14 protein-coding genes are annotated in these 14,965 nt (G+C 63.2%); 8 read left to right on the top strand and 6 right to left on the bottom strand.

The features are described from left to right. Positions 1-38: 38 nt before the first annotated feature. Positions 39-1,016, bottom strand: coding sequence for an alpha/beta fold hydrolase (locus AC2FMD_RS11820; protein ID WP_496795040.1), 978 nt, complete (start codon positions 1,014-1,016; stop codon positions 39-41). After that, complete coding sequence (locus AC2FMD_RS11815) at positions 1,016-1,306, bottom strand: SCP2 sterol-binding domain-containing protein (protein WP_496710895.1); 291 nt, start codon at positions 1,304-1,306, stop codon at positions 1,016-1,018. The genes AC2FMD_RS11820 and AC2FMD_RS11815 overlap by 1 nt, the downstream gene beginning before the upstream one ends. Positions 1,307-1,374: 68 nt before the next feature. Between AC2FMD_RS11815 and AC2FMD_RS11810 the strand changes: the two genes are divergently transcribed. From AC2FMD_RS11810 to AC2FMD_RS11785, 6 genes are all read left to right on the top strand, one after another. After that, positions 1,375-1,944 (top strand): tetratricopeptide repeat protein, encoded by a 570-nt coding sequence (locus AC2FMD_RS11810; RefSeq protein WP_496710894.1) that lies wholly within the window; start codon positions 1,375-1,377, stop codon positions 1,942-1,944. Positions 1,945-1,964: 20 nt separating this feature from the next. Further along, positions 1,965-4,787: a helicase-related protein gene (locus AC2FMD_RS11805; protein WP_496795039.1), complete on the top strand. Its 2,823-nt coding sequence runs from the start codon at positions 1,965-1,967 to the stop codon at positions 4,785-4,787. A 6-nt stretch (positions 4,788-4,793) separates the two neighbouring features. Next, positions 4,794-5,165, top strand: coding sequence for an RNA-binding S4 domain-containing protein (locus tag AC2FMD_RS11800; protein WP_496710892.1), 372 nt, complete (start codon positions 4,794-4,796; stop codon positions 5,163-5,165). 65 nt (positions 5,166-5,230) lie between these two features. Next, positions 5,231-5,569: a ferredoxin FdxA gene (fdxA, locus tag AC2FMD_RS11795; RefSeq protein WP_149775806.1), complete on the top strand. Its 339-nt coding sequence runs from the start codon at positions 5,231-5,233 to the stop codon at positions 5,567-5,569. A gap of 268 nt (positions 5,570-5,837) precedes the next feature. Then, entirely contained in the window at positions 5,838-6,347 is a 510-nt protein-coding gene (locus AC2FMD_RS11790) for a CarD family transcriptional regulator (RefSeq protein WP_149775807.1), read from the top strand. Between the two features lie 122 nt (positions 6,348-6,469). Further along, positions 6,470-7,231 carry an ion channel gene (locus AC2FMD_RS11785; RefSeq protein WP_496741846.1) on the top strand — a complete coding sequence of 254 codons (762 nt, stop codon included), beginning with the start codon at positions 6,470-6,472 and terminating at the stop codon, positions 7,229-7,231. On the opposite strand, the gene cobS is transcribed toward AC2FMD_RS11785, so the two are convergent. Next, positions 7,228-7,992, bottom strand: coding sequence for an adenosylcobinamide-GDP ribazoletransferase (gene cobS / locus AC2FMD_RS11780; RefSeq protein ID WP_496679634.1), 765 nt, complete (start codon positions 7,990-7,992; stop codon positions 7,228-7,230). The genes AC2FMD_RS11785 and cobS overlap by 4 nt on opposite strands. A gap of 79 nt (positions 7,993-8,071) precedes the next feature. On the opposite strand from cobS, the gene cobT reads away from it, so the two are divergent. Continuing rightward, on the top strand, positions 8,072-9,085 hold the full coding sequence (gene cobT, locus AC2FMD_RS11775; RefSeq protein ID WP_496687091.1) for a nicotinate-nucleotide--dimethylbenzimidazole phosphoribosyltransferase: 1,014 nt from the start codon (positions 8,072-8,074) through the stop codon (positions 9,083-9,085). A 28-nt stretch (positions 9,086-9,113) separates the two neighbouring features. On the opposite strand, the gene AC2FMD_RS11770 is transcribed toward cobT, so the two are convergent. Continuing rightward, a complete protein-coding gene (locus tag AC2FMD_RS11770) occupies positions 9,114-10,991 on the bottom strand; it encodes a monovalent cation:proton antiporter-2 (CPA2) family protein (protein ID WP_496795038.1) in 1,878 nt (625 codons plus the stop codon). Positions 10,992-11,010: 19 nt separating this feature from the next. Further along, positions 11,011-11,466 carry an Lrp/AsnC family transcriptional regulator gene (locus AC2FMD_RS11765; RefSeq protein WP_496679641.1) on the bottom strand — a complete coding sequence of 152 codons (456 nt, stop codon included), beginning with the start codon at positions 11,464-11,466 and terminating at the stop codon, positions 11,011-11,013. 146 nt (positions 11,467-11,612) lie between these two features. On the opposite strand from AC2FMD_RS11765, the gene hppD reads away from it, so the two are divergent. Further along, positions 11,613-12,710 carry a 4-hydroxyphenylpyruvate dioxygenase gene (gene hppD / locus AC2FMD_RS11760; RefSeq protein ID WP_496679642.1) on the top strand — a complete coding sequence of 366 codons (1,098 nt, stop codon included), beginning with the start codon at positions 11,613-11,615 and terminating at the stop codon, positions 12,708-12,710. Positions 12,711-12,764: 54 nt separating this feature from the next. On the opposite strand, the gene AC2FMD_RS11755 is transcribed toward hppD, so the two are convergent. Then, positions 12,765-14,834 (bottom strand): hypothetical protein, encoded by a 2,070-nt coding sequence (locus AC2FMD_RS11755; protein WP_496795037.1) that lies wholly within the window; start codon positions 14,832-14,834, stop codon positions 12,765-12,767. Positions 14,835-14,965: the final 131 nt, after the last annotated feature.

Genomic DNA, 14,965 nt, shown 5'->3' with positions numbered 1-14,965 from the left:
CTAGGCGCAGGGCGCGCGGATCACAAGCAGCCGAGGCGTCAGCGCGTCATCGCAAGATTGGATAACCGCCCGTTGGCGGCGGCCGAGAAATGCGCGGCCATCTCTTCGAATACGGGGCCGCGGACCTCGGGCGGTTCCATCATCACCTCGTGTTCGCCGTCGGGGATTTCGACCAGCCGGCCGCTGGGCCAATTCGTCATCCGCGCCCGGATCGCCTTGCGGTCCACGATCTGCTCGTGGGTGCCAAGATAGGTCAGGCAGGGAATGTCCGGCGCGGTCTGCGCCACAAGCCATTCACATTCGTCCAGCGCCTCGCGCAGCCATATGGTGGACGGGGCGCCCAAGGCCAGTTCGGGGTGCGCTTTCAACTGGTCCTGCATCATCCGGTACATCCCGGGGTCGCGGGTCAGAACGTTGCCCTCGAACGGCTGGGTCAGCACATAGCTGTCCAGCGATGTCGTGGGCGGCGTGCGTTCGCCCAACCCGAATCGCGGCCCCCAATAGGCGGTCAGGCGGCTGAGTGGCTTCATGAGGGGGGTGAAGAAAATGCCCCACATCGGGCCGGTGAAAGCGCAAGAGGCAAACCGGTCGGTCTCCAGAACCGCGCGCAACCCGATCGCGCCGCCCATCGAATGGCCGATCACGTGCCAGGGTTTCGGCAGGCCCAGGTGCTCGGCCAGTTTCAGCGTTTCGCGCACGTCCTGCTGATAGTCGGTGAACTTGTCCACATGTCCGATGCGCGGATCTTCCAGCAACCTGTCGGCCAGGCCCTGTCCGCGCCAGTCCACGGCCAGTACGGCAAAGCCGCGCCGCACGAACTCGCCCGCCGCATTGCCATATTTTTCAATGTATTCGGTGCGGCCGGGAAAGATCATCACCGTCCCGGTCGCCTCACCCTCGGGGCGCCAGTGGCCCCCGCGGATGCGCGTGCCGTCGCTGGTGGTCAACCAATGCGCGGCGCCGCCGACGGGACCGCCGGCCACGTCTTCAAAGAAAGGGGCCGGCGACAGTTCCATCAGGCCAGTACCGAGGCAAGTTTCATGGCAATTCCCATATCGCCATCGACGCTCAGCTTGCCGGCCATGAACGCACCGGTGGGGTTCAACTCGCCGTTGAGGATCTGTTCAAACGTTTCCGCGTCGGCGCTCAGGGTGACTTCAGCGTCCTCGTCGCTGACCCGCGCGCCATTCGCGTCCAGCACGATCGAGCCCAGCTCGGCAATGGCGAATTTCGCCGAAGAATCGAATTCGCCCCCCGACAGTTTTTCGTTCAGCGCGGCTGCCGCTTTTTCAAGAGTGTCGCTCATGGTCTTCCTCATTTGTTGGTGCGCCGTGAATGGACATCCGCGGTCGCAACGCTACACTGAACATTGTTATGAGCATTGCAATCAACAATCTCAAAGGTACCGTTGCGGCATTTGCGGTCCTAGTCACGTTTTCCACCACTGCGTGGGGACAGCAGGCCGATCTGCGCGACGAGGCGGAACTGCTGCGGCAACTGGCCGAGGCGACGCCGCAACAGGCCATTGGCCTGGATCGGCAGTTGCAGGCGCTGTGGTCGCAATCCGGCTCGGCCTCGGCGGATCTGCTGCTGGAACGGGGGCGCGATGCGATGGAACAGGGGAACATCGACGCTGCCCTGGATCACCTGACAGCGCTGACCGACCACGCGCCCGATTTTGCCGAGGGCTGGCATGCGCGGGCCTCGGTCTTTTTCGGGCTGGAACGGTTCGGCATGGCGGCGGCGGATCTTGAACATGCCCTGACCCTGAACCCGAACAATTACCAAGCCATTTATGGTCTGGGCCTGATCTTCGAGGTTCTGGGTCAGCCCGACCGGGCCTATGAGGCCTATTCGCGCGCGCTGGCTATACATCCCCATCACGAAGAAGTAACCAATGCCGTGAATCGGCTGAAACCGCAAATCGCGGGCAAGGCGCTTTAAGGTCCGGGCAGGGGGCAAAGGTGAACGGGGCATCCCGAATCGTGGCCGTACTTGGCCCGACCAACACAGGCAAAACCCACTATGCGATCGAACGCATGCTGGGGCACCGGACCGGTGTCATCGGCCTGCCGCTGCGGCTGCTTGCGCGCGAGGTCTATGACAAGATCGTCGCCATCCGCGGCCCCTCGGTGGTGGCTCTTGTGACGGGTGAAGAACGCATCGTGCCGCCGCGCACGCAATACTGGGTCTGCACGGTTGAGGCGATGCCCGAGGGGATGGGCACCGATTTCGTGGCCATCGACGAAATACAACTGTGCGCCGACCCCGAGCGCGGTCATGTCTTTACCGATCGGCTGCTGCGGATGCGCGGCACGCACGAGACGCTGTTTCTGGGTGCCGACACGATGCGCGGCCCGATCGCGGCGCTGGTTCCGCAGGCGCAGTTCGTCCGGCGCGAGCGGATGTCGCAACTGGTTTACACCGGGTCCAAAAAAATCAGCCGCATGCCCCCGCGCAGCGCCATCGTCGGGTTCTCGGTCGAGAACGTCTATGCCATTGCCGAGCTATTGCGGCGGCAAAAGGGTGGGGCGGCCGTGGTCATGGGCGCACTCAGCCCGCGTACGCGGAATGCGCAGGTCGAGCTGTACCAGAATGGCGAGGTCGACTATCTGGTAGCCACCGACGCCATCGGGATGGGGCTGAACCTCGATGTGAACCACGTGGCGTTTTCGTCCCTGTCCAAATTCGATGGCCGGCGTATGCGGCCGCTGGCTCCGAACGAACTGGCCCAGATCGCCGGGCGCGCCGGGCGCGGCATGTCGGATGGCACCTTCGGCGTGACGGGCGAGGCATCGCCGCTGGACGAGGGCGTGGCACAGGCCATCATGGACAGCCGGTTCACGCCGATGAAAAAGCTGAACTGGCGGAATGCCGCCTTGCGGTTCGGGTCGGTCGAGGCGCTGATCGACTCGCTCGAGGCCAGCCCGGACAACGAACACTTGGTCAAAGCCCGGCCCGCCGACGATTTGAACGCGCTGAAATCGCTGGCCCAGGTGCCCGAGGTTGCGGCCCGTGCCAGTGACGGCCCGTCGATCCGCCTCTTGTGGGATGTCTGCCGAATCCCCGATTTTCGCGGCATCAGCCATGCCGAACATGCCAGCCTGCTCGAATCGATTTTTGGGCATCTGCACGAACGCGGTACGATCCCCGAGGATTTCCTAGCGCGCCAGATCCGCCGGATCGACCGAACCGACGGCGATATTGATGCGTTGTCCAAAAGGTTGGCGTATATTCGCACCTGGACATATGTTGCGCAACGAAACGGCTGGGTGCGCGACGAATCCCATTGGCGCGCGGAAACCCGCGCTGTAGAAGACAGGGTATCGGACGCTTTGCATGAACGTCTGACGCAAAGATTTGTGGACCGGCGTACATCTGTTCTGCTGCGCCGGCTCAAACAGAAGGAGGCCCTTTTGGCCGAAGTGAATGACAAGGGTGAAGTGACCGTCGAAGGCGAATTCGTCGGTCGTCTGGAAGGGTTCCGGTTCATCCCGGACAAAAGCGCGCAGGGAACCGAGGCGAAAGCGCTTAAATCGGCCTCGCTGCAAGCACTCGCGCCGCAATTCCATCTGCGTGCCGATCGCTTCTACAACGCGCCCGATACCGAAATTGATTTTACCGAACAGGGTGGCCTGATGTGGGGCGAATATGCCGTCGGCAAGCTGGTTGCCGGGGCCGAGCCGCTCAAGCCGATGGTCGAGGTGTTCGTGGACGAGGCCGCAGGGCCGGAGGTCGAGCAGAAGGTTCAGCGCCGCCTGCAGCACTTCATCGACCGCAAGATCGCGACCCTGTTCGAACCCCTGCTGAACCTGTCGCGCGACGAAGAGCTGACGGGCCTGGCCCGGGGCTTTGCCTTCCGCATGGTCGAGGCGTTGGGCATCCTGCCGCGCGCCGGTGTCGCCCAAGAAGTTAAGGATCTGGACCAGGACGCCCGCGGCGCGCTGCGCAAACACGGCATCCGGTTCGGTCAGTTCACCATCTTCATGCCGCTGTTGTTGAAGCCTGCCCCGACGCGTCTGCGTCTGGTGTTGTGGGCCTTGGCCAACGGCCTGCAGGAGTTTCCCGAAGCGCCGCCCCCGGGCCTCGTGACAGTCCCCGTCGCCAAGGATGCGCCCGAGGGCTATGACACCATGTGCGGGTACCGCAACGCGGGCGAGCGCGCCATCCGCATCGACATGCTGGAGCGCTTGGCCGACATGCTGCGGGCAGAAGACAGTCGTGGCGGGTTCGAGGCCAAGCCCGACATGTTGTCGATCACCGGCATGACGCTGGAGCAATTTGCGGACCTGATGCAGGGGCTGGGATACAAGGCTGAACGCGGTGAGCGCGTCAAGGTCCGGCCAGCGATGGCCGAGCCTCAACTGACGGATGAATCCGACGCGCAGCCGGCAGAGACCGGACCCGAAGCTTCTGATGCCCTGGTGGATGCGGCAGGCGAACCCGCCGAGCCGTCAGCCGAGGCCACCGAAAGCGCCGAGGCGCCCGCCGAGGCCCCGGCCGCCGAACCGGCATCGGACGAGCCCGAGATCGAGGTGTTCTATACCTTCACTTGGGGCCGTCAGCGGCAAGGCAATCGCGGCCCGCGCCGGGATGCACAGCAGCCGCGCGGCAAGGGCAAGCCGGGCGGTAAGCCGCGCGAAGGCCGTGGCAAGCCGCAAGGGGGCAAGGGGGGCAAGCCGCAAGGGGCCAAGACCTTCTCGTCGCGCCCACCGAAAAAGGAAAAGGCCATCGACCCCGACAACCCCTTCGCCGCGGCGCTGATGGGCCTGAAGGAAGGCAACTGATCCGCCATGGCAGAGGCGCTGGCCAAGCTGCGGATCGACAAGTGGCTGTGGCATGCTCGGTTCTTCAAGACCCGCAGCCTGGCCGCCAGACAGGTCAGCGCTGGCCATGTGCGCATAAACGGAGACCGGGCCCAGAAGCCGGCGCAGACCGTCGGGCCCGGGGATGTCCTGACCTTTGCGCAGGGGCGAGTGGTCCGGGTCGTCCGCGTCGAATTCCTGGGCGAGCGTCGCGGCCCCGCGTCCGAGGCGCAGACGCTGTACACCGATCTGATGCCCGCGCAGAACGCTCTGCCGGGAAATCCGGGTTTCGAGGGAAAAGGTCGTCCGACCAAGAAGGAACGGCGTGCGCTTGATCTTTCTCGCACCCCAAGGGGGTGATCTTCTCTTGAAGACCGGTGCGGGTTGAATTAGCTAGTCGCCGAAACCGATATGGGAATTCGACCATGACCTATGTTGTCACCGAGAACTGCATTGCCTGCAAATACACCGACTGCGTCGAGGTTTGTCCGGTCGATTGCTTCTACGAGGGTGAGAACACGCTGGTCATCCATCCCGACGAGTGCATCGACTGCGGTGTGTGCGAGCCGGAATGCCCTGCTGACGCGATCCGCCCCGATACCGAGCCGGGCATGGAAGAGTGGGTCGAATTCAACCGGAAATACGCCGAGATCTGGCCGGTGATCGTGTCGAAGAAGGATCCGCTGCCCGATGCCGAGAAGCACGACGGCGAAGAGGGCAAGATGGAGAAGTATTTCTCGGAAGCCCCGGGCGAAGGCGGCTAAGCGATTCGGCCGTCGCAATCGCGGCTTTCAGGTCATCAAAGCTCTGAAAAACCTCGATATCTTGCCTGTCGCTGTTAGGCCGGCTTCCAGATGTCGTATTTTTGTGATATGATCAAACTCAGAAATCGACCGAGATGGGGATGACTCCGTAAGTATGTTCGCTTTGGAGTGCTGAAATCAATAAAGCCGGCAACCCGACGGGGGTCATTACAGACCCCGGTTCGGCTTTTGCCGTCTGTTCCCGCTCTGAAACCAAGGAAGCAAGTGCATGTCAAAATCGAAGAAGCTCGAGTTTCGCCCGAACGATTTTGTTGTCTACCCGGCCCATGGGGTTGGGAAGATCATATCGATCGAAGAACAGGAAGTTGCGGGATTCAAGCTGGAACTATTCGTGATCTCGTTCGAAAAGGACAAGATGACACTGCGGGTGCCGACCAACAAGGCCACCGAGTCGGGGCTGCGGTCGCTGAGCTCGCCGGACGTGATCAGCCAGGCCATGAAGACCCTGAAGGGCAAGGCCAAAGTCAAACGGGCCATGTGGTCGCGCCGGGCACAAGAATATGAACAGAAAATCAATTCCGGAGACCTGATCTCGATCGCCGAAGTGGTCCGTGACCTGCATCGCACCGACGAACAACGCGAGCAGAGCTACTCCGAGCGTCAGCTGTACGAGGCCGCGCTTGACCGGCTGACCCGAGAAGTCGCGGCTGTCTCGGGGTCCGACGAGATTGCCGCTGCCAAGCAGGTTGACGAAGCCTTGACCTCGCGCGCAGCCTGATCCGATGTGATCCGACAGATTTGACCGCCCCGGTTACGGGGCGGTTTTTTCATGGGCGCGCCTTGGTCGGGCGACCGGTTGCGGGTTAGGTTTTCGGGGATGGTACTGATCGAGAGGCGGTGATGAAACAAACGGTTAGGGCACTGTATGTCGGTCGCGCGGCGGTTTCGGTGTGGTTTCGGTATTTCCTCATCTTATTCGATTTCGCCTCGATCGTGTTCTTCGTTTCCACGGCCAACATACCCCACGGGCCGGCGCTGATCGCGGTCAGCTGGGGCGTGGGGCTGATCATCCTGCTGGATTTCCTGGCCCGATTGTGGATCGCCAAGGATCGCCGGAAACTGTTGTTCAAGATCTACACGATGGCCGATCTGGTGGTGATCTTGTCGATCGTCCTCGATCCGTTTCTGACCGGCAGCCTGGCCTTCCTAAGGGTTCTGCGGGCGCTGCGGCTGATCCATTCCTACCATCTGCTGCGGGATCTGCGGCGAGACAGCACGTTCTTTCGCACGCATGAAGACGCGGTGATTGCGGCGGTCAACCTTCTGGTCTTCGTGTTTGCAACGTCAACCGCCGTTCTGGTGTTCTTCATTCCATCCAGCAGCGAAACTCCCTATATCGACGCGCTGTATTTCACGATGGCTACTCTGACCACCACGGGGTTCGGAGACATCACCCTGCCCACGCCGGGCGGCAAGCTGTTTTCGGTGTTCATCATGGTCGTCGGGGTGGCGCTGTTCGTGCGCCTGGCGCAGGCCGTCTTCATGCCGCAAAAGGTCCGATATAAATGCCGCAGCTGCGGATTGTTCCGGCATGACCCTGATGCGGTGCACTGCAAGCATTGCGGCGCAACCTTGCGGATCGAAACAGGTGGCGTGACCTAGGCCGCAGCGGCCAGGACCAGAAGAAACACGATCTCGGACACTTGCTGGGTGGCGCCCAGGATGTCGCCGGTCTGGCCACCGATCTTTGCCTTGGCAATTGCAGCGACCGTCATCACCGCCAGGCCCGCGCACACCGTCGCGGCAATCGCGGGCCAGCCCGCCAGGGCCATGCCCAGAAAGCAGGCCAGAACCAACCCCGCGATCACCGCCGAGCCCGGAGGCGTTCCGACCTGATGGCTCAACCCCGCGCCGCGCGCATTGGGCAGCCCCGCCATCAACGGCGGCATCATCGCGCGCGAGACCACCGCCGCTGCCACGAGGCACGCAAGCCCTCCGCCGGTCAGAAGGGCGACGATCGCGGCCACCCGCATTAACTGTGAAAAAACCAACGCCAACACACCGAACGTGCCGATGTGGCTGTCCTTCATGATCTCGAGCCGCCGCTCGACCGAATAGCCGCCCCACAGCCCATCAGCGGTGTCGGCAAGCCCGTCTTCGTGCATGGCGCCGGTCACGATGGTCAGGGTTGCGGCGATCAGGGAGGCCGTGCACCAGGGCGGCAGACCGGCACCCGACGCCACCCAGCCGACCAGACCGGCCAGCAGGCCAACGACCAGTCCCGCGAGGGGAAAGGCCCAGACCGCGTGCGCCTGACGGGCGAAAACCTCATCCGGCAGCCGGGGCAGGGGCAACCGCGTGAGAAGAACCAGCGCCAGCGGTATGTCCCGGGGCGAAAACAGCCGTGTGTCGTTTTTGTGCACCTGCGCGCCTTTCAAGGGGTTGTTGGAGCCTCGCGTTCGGTTAAACACGCAGGACGACTGTGATGCAACGAGGCTTTGAATGCTGCCCGAACTCGATGATCTGAATACTTTCCGGGATGCTTTGCGTACTGCGCCCGGTCCGGACGGGGACGCGCTGCGGGGCGCTTCCGACCGCAACGGCCAATTGACCAAGCCGCCGGGGGCCTTGGGTCGGCTCGAGGAACTAGCGATCTGGTATGCGGGCTGGCGCGGCGACGCGCAGCCGCGGATCGAGGCGCCGCAGGTGATCGTGTTTGCCGGCAATCACGGGGTGACAGCGCAGGGGGTTTCGGCCTTTCCGCCCGAAGTCACCGCGCAGATGGTCCTGAATTTCGAACATGGCGGCGCCGCAATCAACCAACTGGCCAAGGCGGCCGGGGCCAGGATGACGGTGCAGGCGCTGGATCTCGATCGACCGACGGCGGATTTCACGCAAGGCCCGGCCATGACCGAGGCCGAGCTTCTGGACGCGTTGCGTACGGGGTGGCGGGCGGTCGACCCCGATGCAGACCTGCTTGTGGTCGGCGAAATGGGCATCGGCAATACGACCCCGGCGGCGGCGATAGCCTGTGCCCTGTTCGGCGGAGAGGCCGCCGACTGGACCGGGCGTGGCACCGGTGTGGACGATGCCGGGCTTGCCAACAAGACGCGCGTCGTGGCCGAAGGTGTCGCACTGCACGGGGCCTCGGGTGATGGGCTCGAGATCCTGCGCTGCCTGGGTGGGCGGGAACTTGCGGCCATGGCCGGGGCGATCGCGGCGGCACGGGTGTTACGGATACCTGTCATTCTGGATGGGTTCATCTGCACGGCGGCCGCCGCCTGCCTGGATCGTGTGGCGCCCGGCGCGCTGGATCACGCGTTGGCCGGCCATCAAAGCGCCGAGGGCGCCCACGCCGCCATGCTGGCAAAGCTGGACAAGGCCCCCTTGCTGAACCTCGGGCTGCGGCTGGGCGAAGGGTCGGGTGGCGCGCTGGCGATCAACATCCTGAAAAGCGCCGTTGCCTGCCATTCGGGCATGGCCACCTTTGCCGAGGCCGGCGTGTCGGAAGGATGACGCCCATCTGATCCGGCCCCGCGCCGGATCAGGCGGATTTCTTTTCCTTCTTCTCGGCCAGTTCCAGCAGCGCGGTTTCCAGGTCCTTCTCCAATTCGCGCGCCTTTTCGATGTATTTCTTGTTCTCGGCCGTCGGCTGGCCGGGAACCCACAGCTCGGCCAATTCGCGGATTGCCTGCCGGTCGTGGTGATAGAATGTCTGTTGGGCCTGCGCGGCTTCGTATTCGCTCAGCCCGATATTTTCCAGCACATAGCGGCCCGCCCGAAGCGAACTGTCGAACAGCTCGCGGACGATATCATCGGCGCCGGCCTGGTAGAGTTCGTACACATGGGTGCGGTCATGAGCGCGCGCGACGATGTGCAGATCGGGGCGCTGCCGCCGGGCATAGGCAACCAGCCGGGTCACTTCTTTGGGGTTGTCCATCGCGGCCACCAGGACTGAGGCCTTTTCCAGCCCCGCCGCCCGCAGCAGTTCGGGCCGCGTCGGGTCGCCCAGAAACCCCTTGACGCCAAAGCGCCGCATCAACTGGATGGTCTCGATGTTGTGGTCCAGAACCACCGTCTTGAACCCGCTGGCGCGGACCAGGCGATTGACGATCTGGCCGAACCGGCCGATCCCGGCGATGATGACGGGCCCCTGTTCGTCGATGTCCTCGGGTTCGACCTGAGGGGCCCGGTCGCGGATGCGGCGCGACAGGACATCATACAGGATGAACAACAGCGGCGTGATCAGCATCGTCAGCGCGATGATCATCAACAGCTTTTGTCCAAGGGCAGGCGGGATCACGCTCTGCTTGGTCGAAAAAGCCAATAGCACGAAGCCGAATTCGCCCGCCTGTGCCAGGCCCAATGTGAAAAGCCAATGATCGCGCCCACGTAGCTTGAAGGCGCGCCCGACGATGTAGAGGATGATGCCCTTGATCAGGATCACCAGCAGCGCCAGCCCGATCAGGTCGAAGGGATCGCTGAAGAAATACCCTACGTCAATGCCAGCCCCGACGGTGATGAAGAACAGACCCAGCAGCAACCCCTTGAACGGCTCCAGATCGCTTTCCATTTCGTGCCGGAACTCGGAACTGGCCAGGACGACGCCCGCCAGAAAGGCCCCCAGCGCCGGCGACAGGCCCACCAGCGTCATCAGGAACGAGATCCCGACCACGATCATCAGGGCCAGCGCCGTATACATCTCGCGCAAGCGGGTCGCGTGGATGAACCGGAACAGGGGGCGGGTCAGGTAGACGCCGACCAGGATCACGACCGCGATCGCGCCCAATGTCACCAGCGTCACCGCCCAGCCGGGCAGGCCGTCGACCAGCGACAGCGCATGGTTCGCGTCGCCGTGCCCGTCGCCACCGCGCGTGATCGAGCCATCATCCTCGATGAAGATGCTGGCCGGCATGGCCAGCAGCGGCAGAAAGGCCAGGATCGGGATCACCGCGATGTCCTGCGTCAACAGAACCGAGAACGTCGCCCGGCCACCATTGGTGCGCATCAACCCTTTTTCGGACAAGGTCTGAAGCACAATCGCCGTCGAAGACAGCGACAGGGTCAGCCCAACCGCCAGGGCGACCGTCCACGGTTGCCCGGTATAATAGGTCACGGCCGCGATGGCCGCGGTCGAGATTGAAATCTGCAACCCGCCCAGCCCCAGCAGCTTGTGCCGCATGTCCCACAGCGCGCGCGGTTCCAGTTCAAGCCCGATCAGGAACAGCATCATGACCACGCCGAATTCGGCCACATGCTGCAGGTCTTTGGTTTCCGCCCCCACCAAGCCCAGAATCGGCCCGATGGCAAGGCCGGCGGCGAGGTAGCCCAGAACCGACCCCAGCCCCAACCGCGCCGACAGGGGCACGGCGATCACCGCCGCCGCCAGATAGATCGAGGCCTGGTACAGAAATTCGTTCATCTCGTTCCTTTCGGGGCCGTCAAGTGGGTAGCGGGGCGTCGCGCTTGAGCTGATCCATCACGATTTGGCTTTGCACGCGGGCCACGGCAGGATGCGGCAGGATCACCTCGTGCAGCAAGGCGTTGAGCGCGGAAAGATCCGCACAATAGACGTGCAGCAGGTAATCCGCCTCGCCGGTCATCGTCCAGGCGCTGGTGATCTCGGGGCGGGAATTGACCATGCGGGCAAAGCTGGCCGATTGCTCGGGGCCGTGCGTGCCCAGGTGAACCTGGATGAAACCCTGCACGTGCAGGCCCAGTTTCAAGGGGTCCAGCTTGGCAGCATAGCCGGTGATATAGCCCTCGGCCTCAAGCCGCTGACGACGGCGGCCCGCCTGGCTGGGCGACAGGTTCAGCAACTCGCCCAACTGATGGGCCGTCAGATGGGCATCCTTTTGCAGGGCCGCCAGCAGGCGTGTGTCGATTGCATCCAGCATGTGCGAGTTTTTTTCAATCTTTATTATTTTCGCGCGAATTTCACGCATCAATTAGAAGTTTACATGAAAAATATGCGCAAAAACAGTGTGAAAAAATGCGTATTCTTGAATCAGCAAAGAAATTCCTTTCGTCGAGGAGACACGCCATGGGTCCTTTCCCCCACAATGCCCCGAAATCAGTTGTCAGCGCAGAAAACCCCGCCGGGACCGACGGATTCGAGTTCGTCGAATTCGCCCATCCCGAGCCGCAGGAGTTGCGCGATCTTTTCGCGAAAATGGGTTTTGAAATGGTTGCCCGCCACAAGGATAAGCCTGCAATCGAGCTGTGGCAGCAGGGCGACATCACCTATATCCTGAACGCCGATCCAGACAGTTTTGCCGCGAAATTCGTGGCTGAGCACGGGCCCTGCGCCCCGTCGATGGGGTGGCGCGTAGTCGATGCACAAAAGGCCTATGAACACGCGGTCTCAAAAGGGGCCGAACCCTATGATGGCGCCGACAAGACCATGGACGTGCCCGCGATCAAGGGCATCGGTGGATCGCTGATCTATTTTATCGACCAATATTACGAGACCTCGCCCTACAACGAGGAATTCGAGTGGCTGAAGCAGTCCAAGCCGCGCGGCGTGGGCTTCTATTACCTCGATCACCTGACCCACAATGTCTACAAGGGCAACATGGACAAGTGGTTCAAGTTCTACGGCGACCTGTTCAATTTCCGTGAAATCCGCTTCTTCGACATCCAGGGTAAATACACTGGTCTGTTCAGCCGCGCGCTGACTTCGCCCTGCGGCCGGATCCGCATTCCGATCAACGAGGACCGCGGCGAGACCGGGCAGATCGTGTCCTATCTGAAGAAATACAAAGGCGAAGGCATCCAGCACATCGCCGTCGGCACCGAGAACATCTATGACTCGACCGATGCCATCGCCGAGCGGGGGCTGAAGTTCATGCCCGGCCCCAACGATGCTTACTACCAGATGTCCTTCGACCGCGTGAAGGGCCATGACGAGCCGGTGGACCGGATGAAGAAGCACGGCATCCTGATCGACGGAGAAGGGGTTGTTGATGGTGGCGAGACCAAGATCCTGTTGCAGATCTTCTCGAAAACCGTGATCGGGCCGATCTTCTTCGAGTTCATCCAGCGCAAGGGCGACGATGGCTTCGGCGAGGGCAACTTCAAGGCCCTGTTCGAATCGATCGAGCGCGAACAGATCGAGTCCGGTGAAATCGACGCCGCCTGATTTTCGGCGATAGGCCTTTCGGAACCCGCTGAGGGTTCCGGACTTCTCGGTGTCTCATCCCTTGGGCATTGTCAGGGTCAGGTTGCGCCCCTGCTTCTGATAACGAAGCTCGCTGTCACCGATCGCAACGACCTTGCCGCCGTCGATCCGGTCGCCGATCTTCAGCTTCTTGTACCGGCCGCTGGGCAGCCGGACCAGGGCGCGGCGGTTGGCCGGGGTGCCATAGACCCCGATCAGGTTCAGTCGTCTGAGGTTGATCGCGTTGTCCATCGTCGCCTGCCGGGCAACCGATGCGGTGCTGGGGATCTTTGGCGCCACGGATTTTGGCTGGAACGACCCCGCGTCGTCATCCGATTCCTCCACCGCAGCGACCGAGCCCAGCGTGGCGCCGCTGGTCTTTTGCCGTTGGGCGGCCAGTGCGGCAACCGTCGATGGGCGCACCCGTGGGCGCGGGACCCGGACCACCGCCTGTGCGGTGGGGGTTTGATCTGTCTGCGCCCTGTCTTGGACGGACTTGGGGCGGGCTTTCGGGCGTATGCCGGCCAGTTCGGTCAATGACCGCCCCCCAAGCTGTTCCCGCTCGAACCTGTCGATCAGATCGGCCGGGCGCGTCTTGGGGCGAAGGCCGGCCAGCCGTTCGTCGGCCTGGGTGACCGTCGGGTCGGTTTCGAATCGAACGGGCACCGCCGGCGGCACACGCGCTGGCCGTCCCATATACACCATGACGCCGTCCTGGTTCAGCGTCCCCTCGGGGGTCGGCGTCACCAACCCGCGCGCGTCCAGCGCGAACCGCGTGCCCGGCGCCGCGGGAGCGCTGACCTGATCGACCGGTGCGTCGGATGCAAAACTCAGGACATCGGGCAGTGCAATCGCATCCTGTGACAGGTCGGTCGAGTCGATGGATGCAAGATAGAGTTCGTCCGGGTCCTCCAGTGGCGGTGTCGGCGGGGCCTCTGGCGCAACGATGGTCAGGCCGGTGACCTCTTGGAACACCTCCTGACTTTCGGGGTCGCGCTGGACCTGTTCGACCGGCGATGGCGCGACCGTCAGCGCATCCAGAACGGCGGCGTCGATCGGGTCCGGCCCGGGTGTGGGTGCGTCCGGGGTTTCAACCGGCGCCGAGACCAGATCGGCCAGGGCCTCGGGGTCGGTTTCGGAAGGAACAGGCGGCAATTCAACGGGCGCGCGTTCGGGTCCCGTGGTCGCCGCCTGCTCGAGGGAAGGCGGAGCCGGCTCCTCAGGCGTGGTCACGGGCGCAGTGGTCCGAGGAACCTGATCTTCGGGTTGGTCCAGTACGGGGGCCTCGGCAACCACAGGCGCGGGGGGGGCAGGGCTCGGGGCAGGGGTGTCATCCGAGCGGTTCAGAATGCCAAATGCCACACCGGCCAGTACTGCAACGACGGCCACCGGCACCGCACGGCGCAGGCGACGGTCGTTCCACAAGGTGCGTGCCGAGTGTCCGTCCAAGGTGTTCTGCGGGCGAAACGTCGCCGCGCCGTGCGGTTCAGCAACGGGGTGGACTGCGACCGAGGGCTCTGCGGCGGTCACTTCGGGCGAGGGTGCCGGTGCCGGCTCGGTCGGTTCAGTGCCCTCTGGGCGCGCGGGCAGGTCGGTTGCAATCGGCGCGGTTGCCGCCGTCGTATTGCCAGGTGCTCCGTCGAAACGAAACTCGAAGGATCCGGGCCAGGACTCACCCTGCGGAGGGGCCGCAAAACACAGGGGCACGAACCCGTATTGAACGGTAAATCTTCGCGCCTCGTCCAGAGTTTCGCGGGCGATTGCGGCCACTTGCAGAACACCGTCCCGACGCTGAGAATCATGGAGCAGCTCGTTCGCCGCATAGGGCGTCGCCGCGGCCAGTTCGGCCTCGATCCGCGCGGTCGGATCGCCCAAACCGGCGTCATCGGCTGGAATCCCAAGATAGCGGACATGCTCGGCCGGGATCACGACGATGCAGCTTAGGTCGTTGGCCAGCGCAAAGGCCTGTTTGCGCAGTTCGGTCAGGTTCTCGGAAAAATCCGGATCGTCCAGCGTAACGGATCCGATCTCGAACCATTCGCCATCGGACTGGTGCAGAAGCGTGATGCCGTTTTCCGAAAGGGACAACGCGAAGGCGGGTATCATGATCCGAAGATGCCGTAATTGCCAGAACCAAAGCAAACGCCCATGCGTTCGCCCAACGAGGTTAAAGCAGGAACCCGCCGAGGGAAAGGCAAAGCCGGATTCTCCCCTTGCTCGGCAAGGGTCTGCCGGCC

Source organism: Ruegeria sp. BHSC276 (assembly GCF_059612945.1).
Note: the sequence above shows the minus strand (reverse complement) of the source record. Positions and strands in the feature narration are given on the sequence as shown.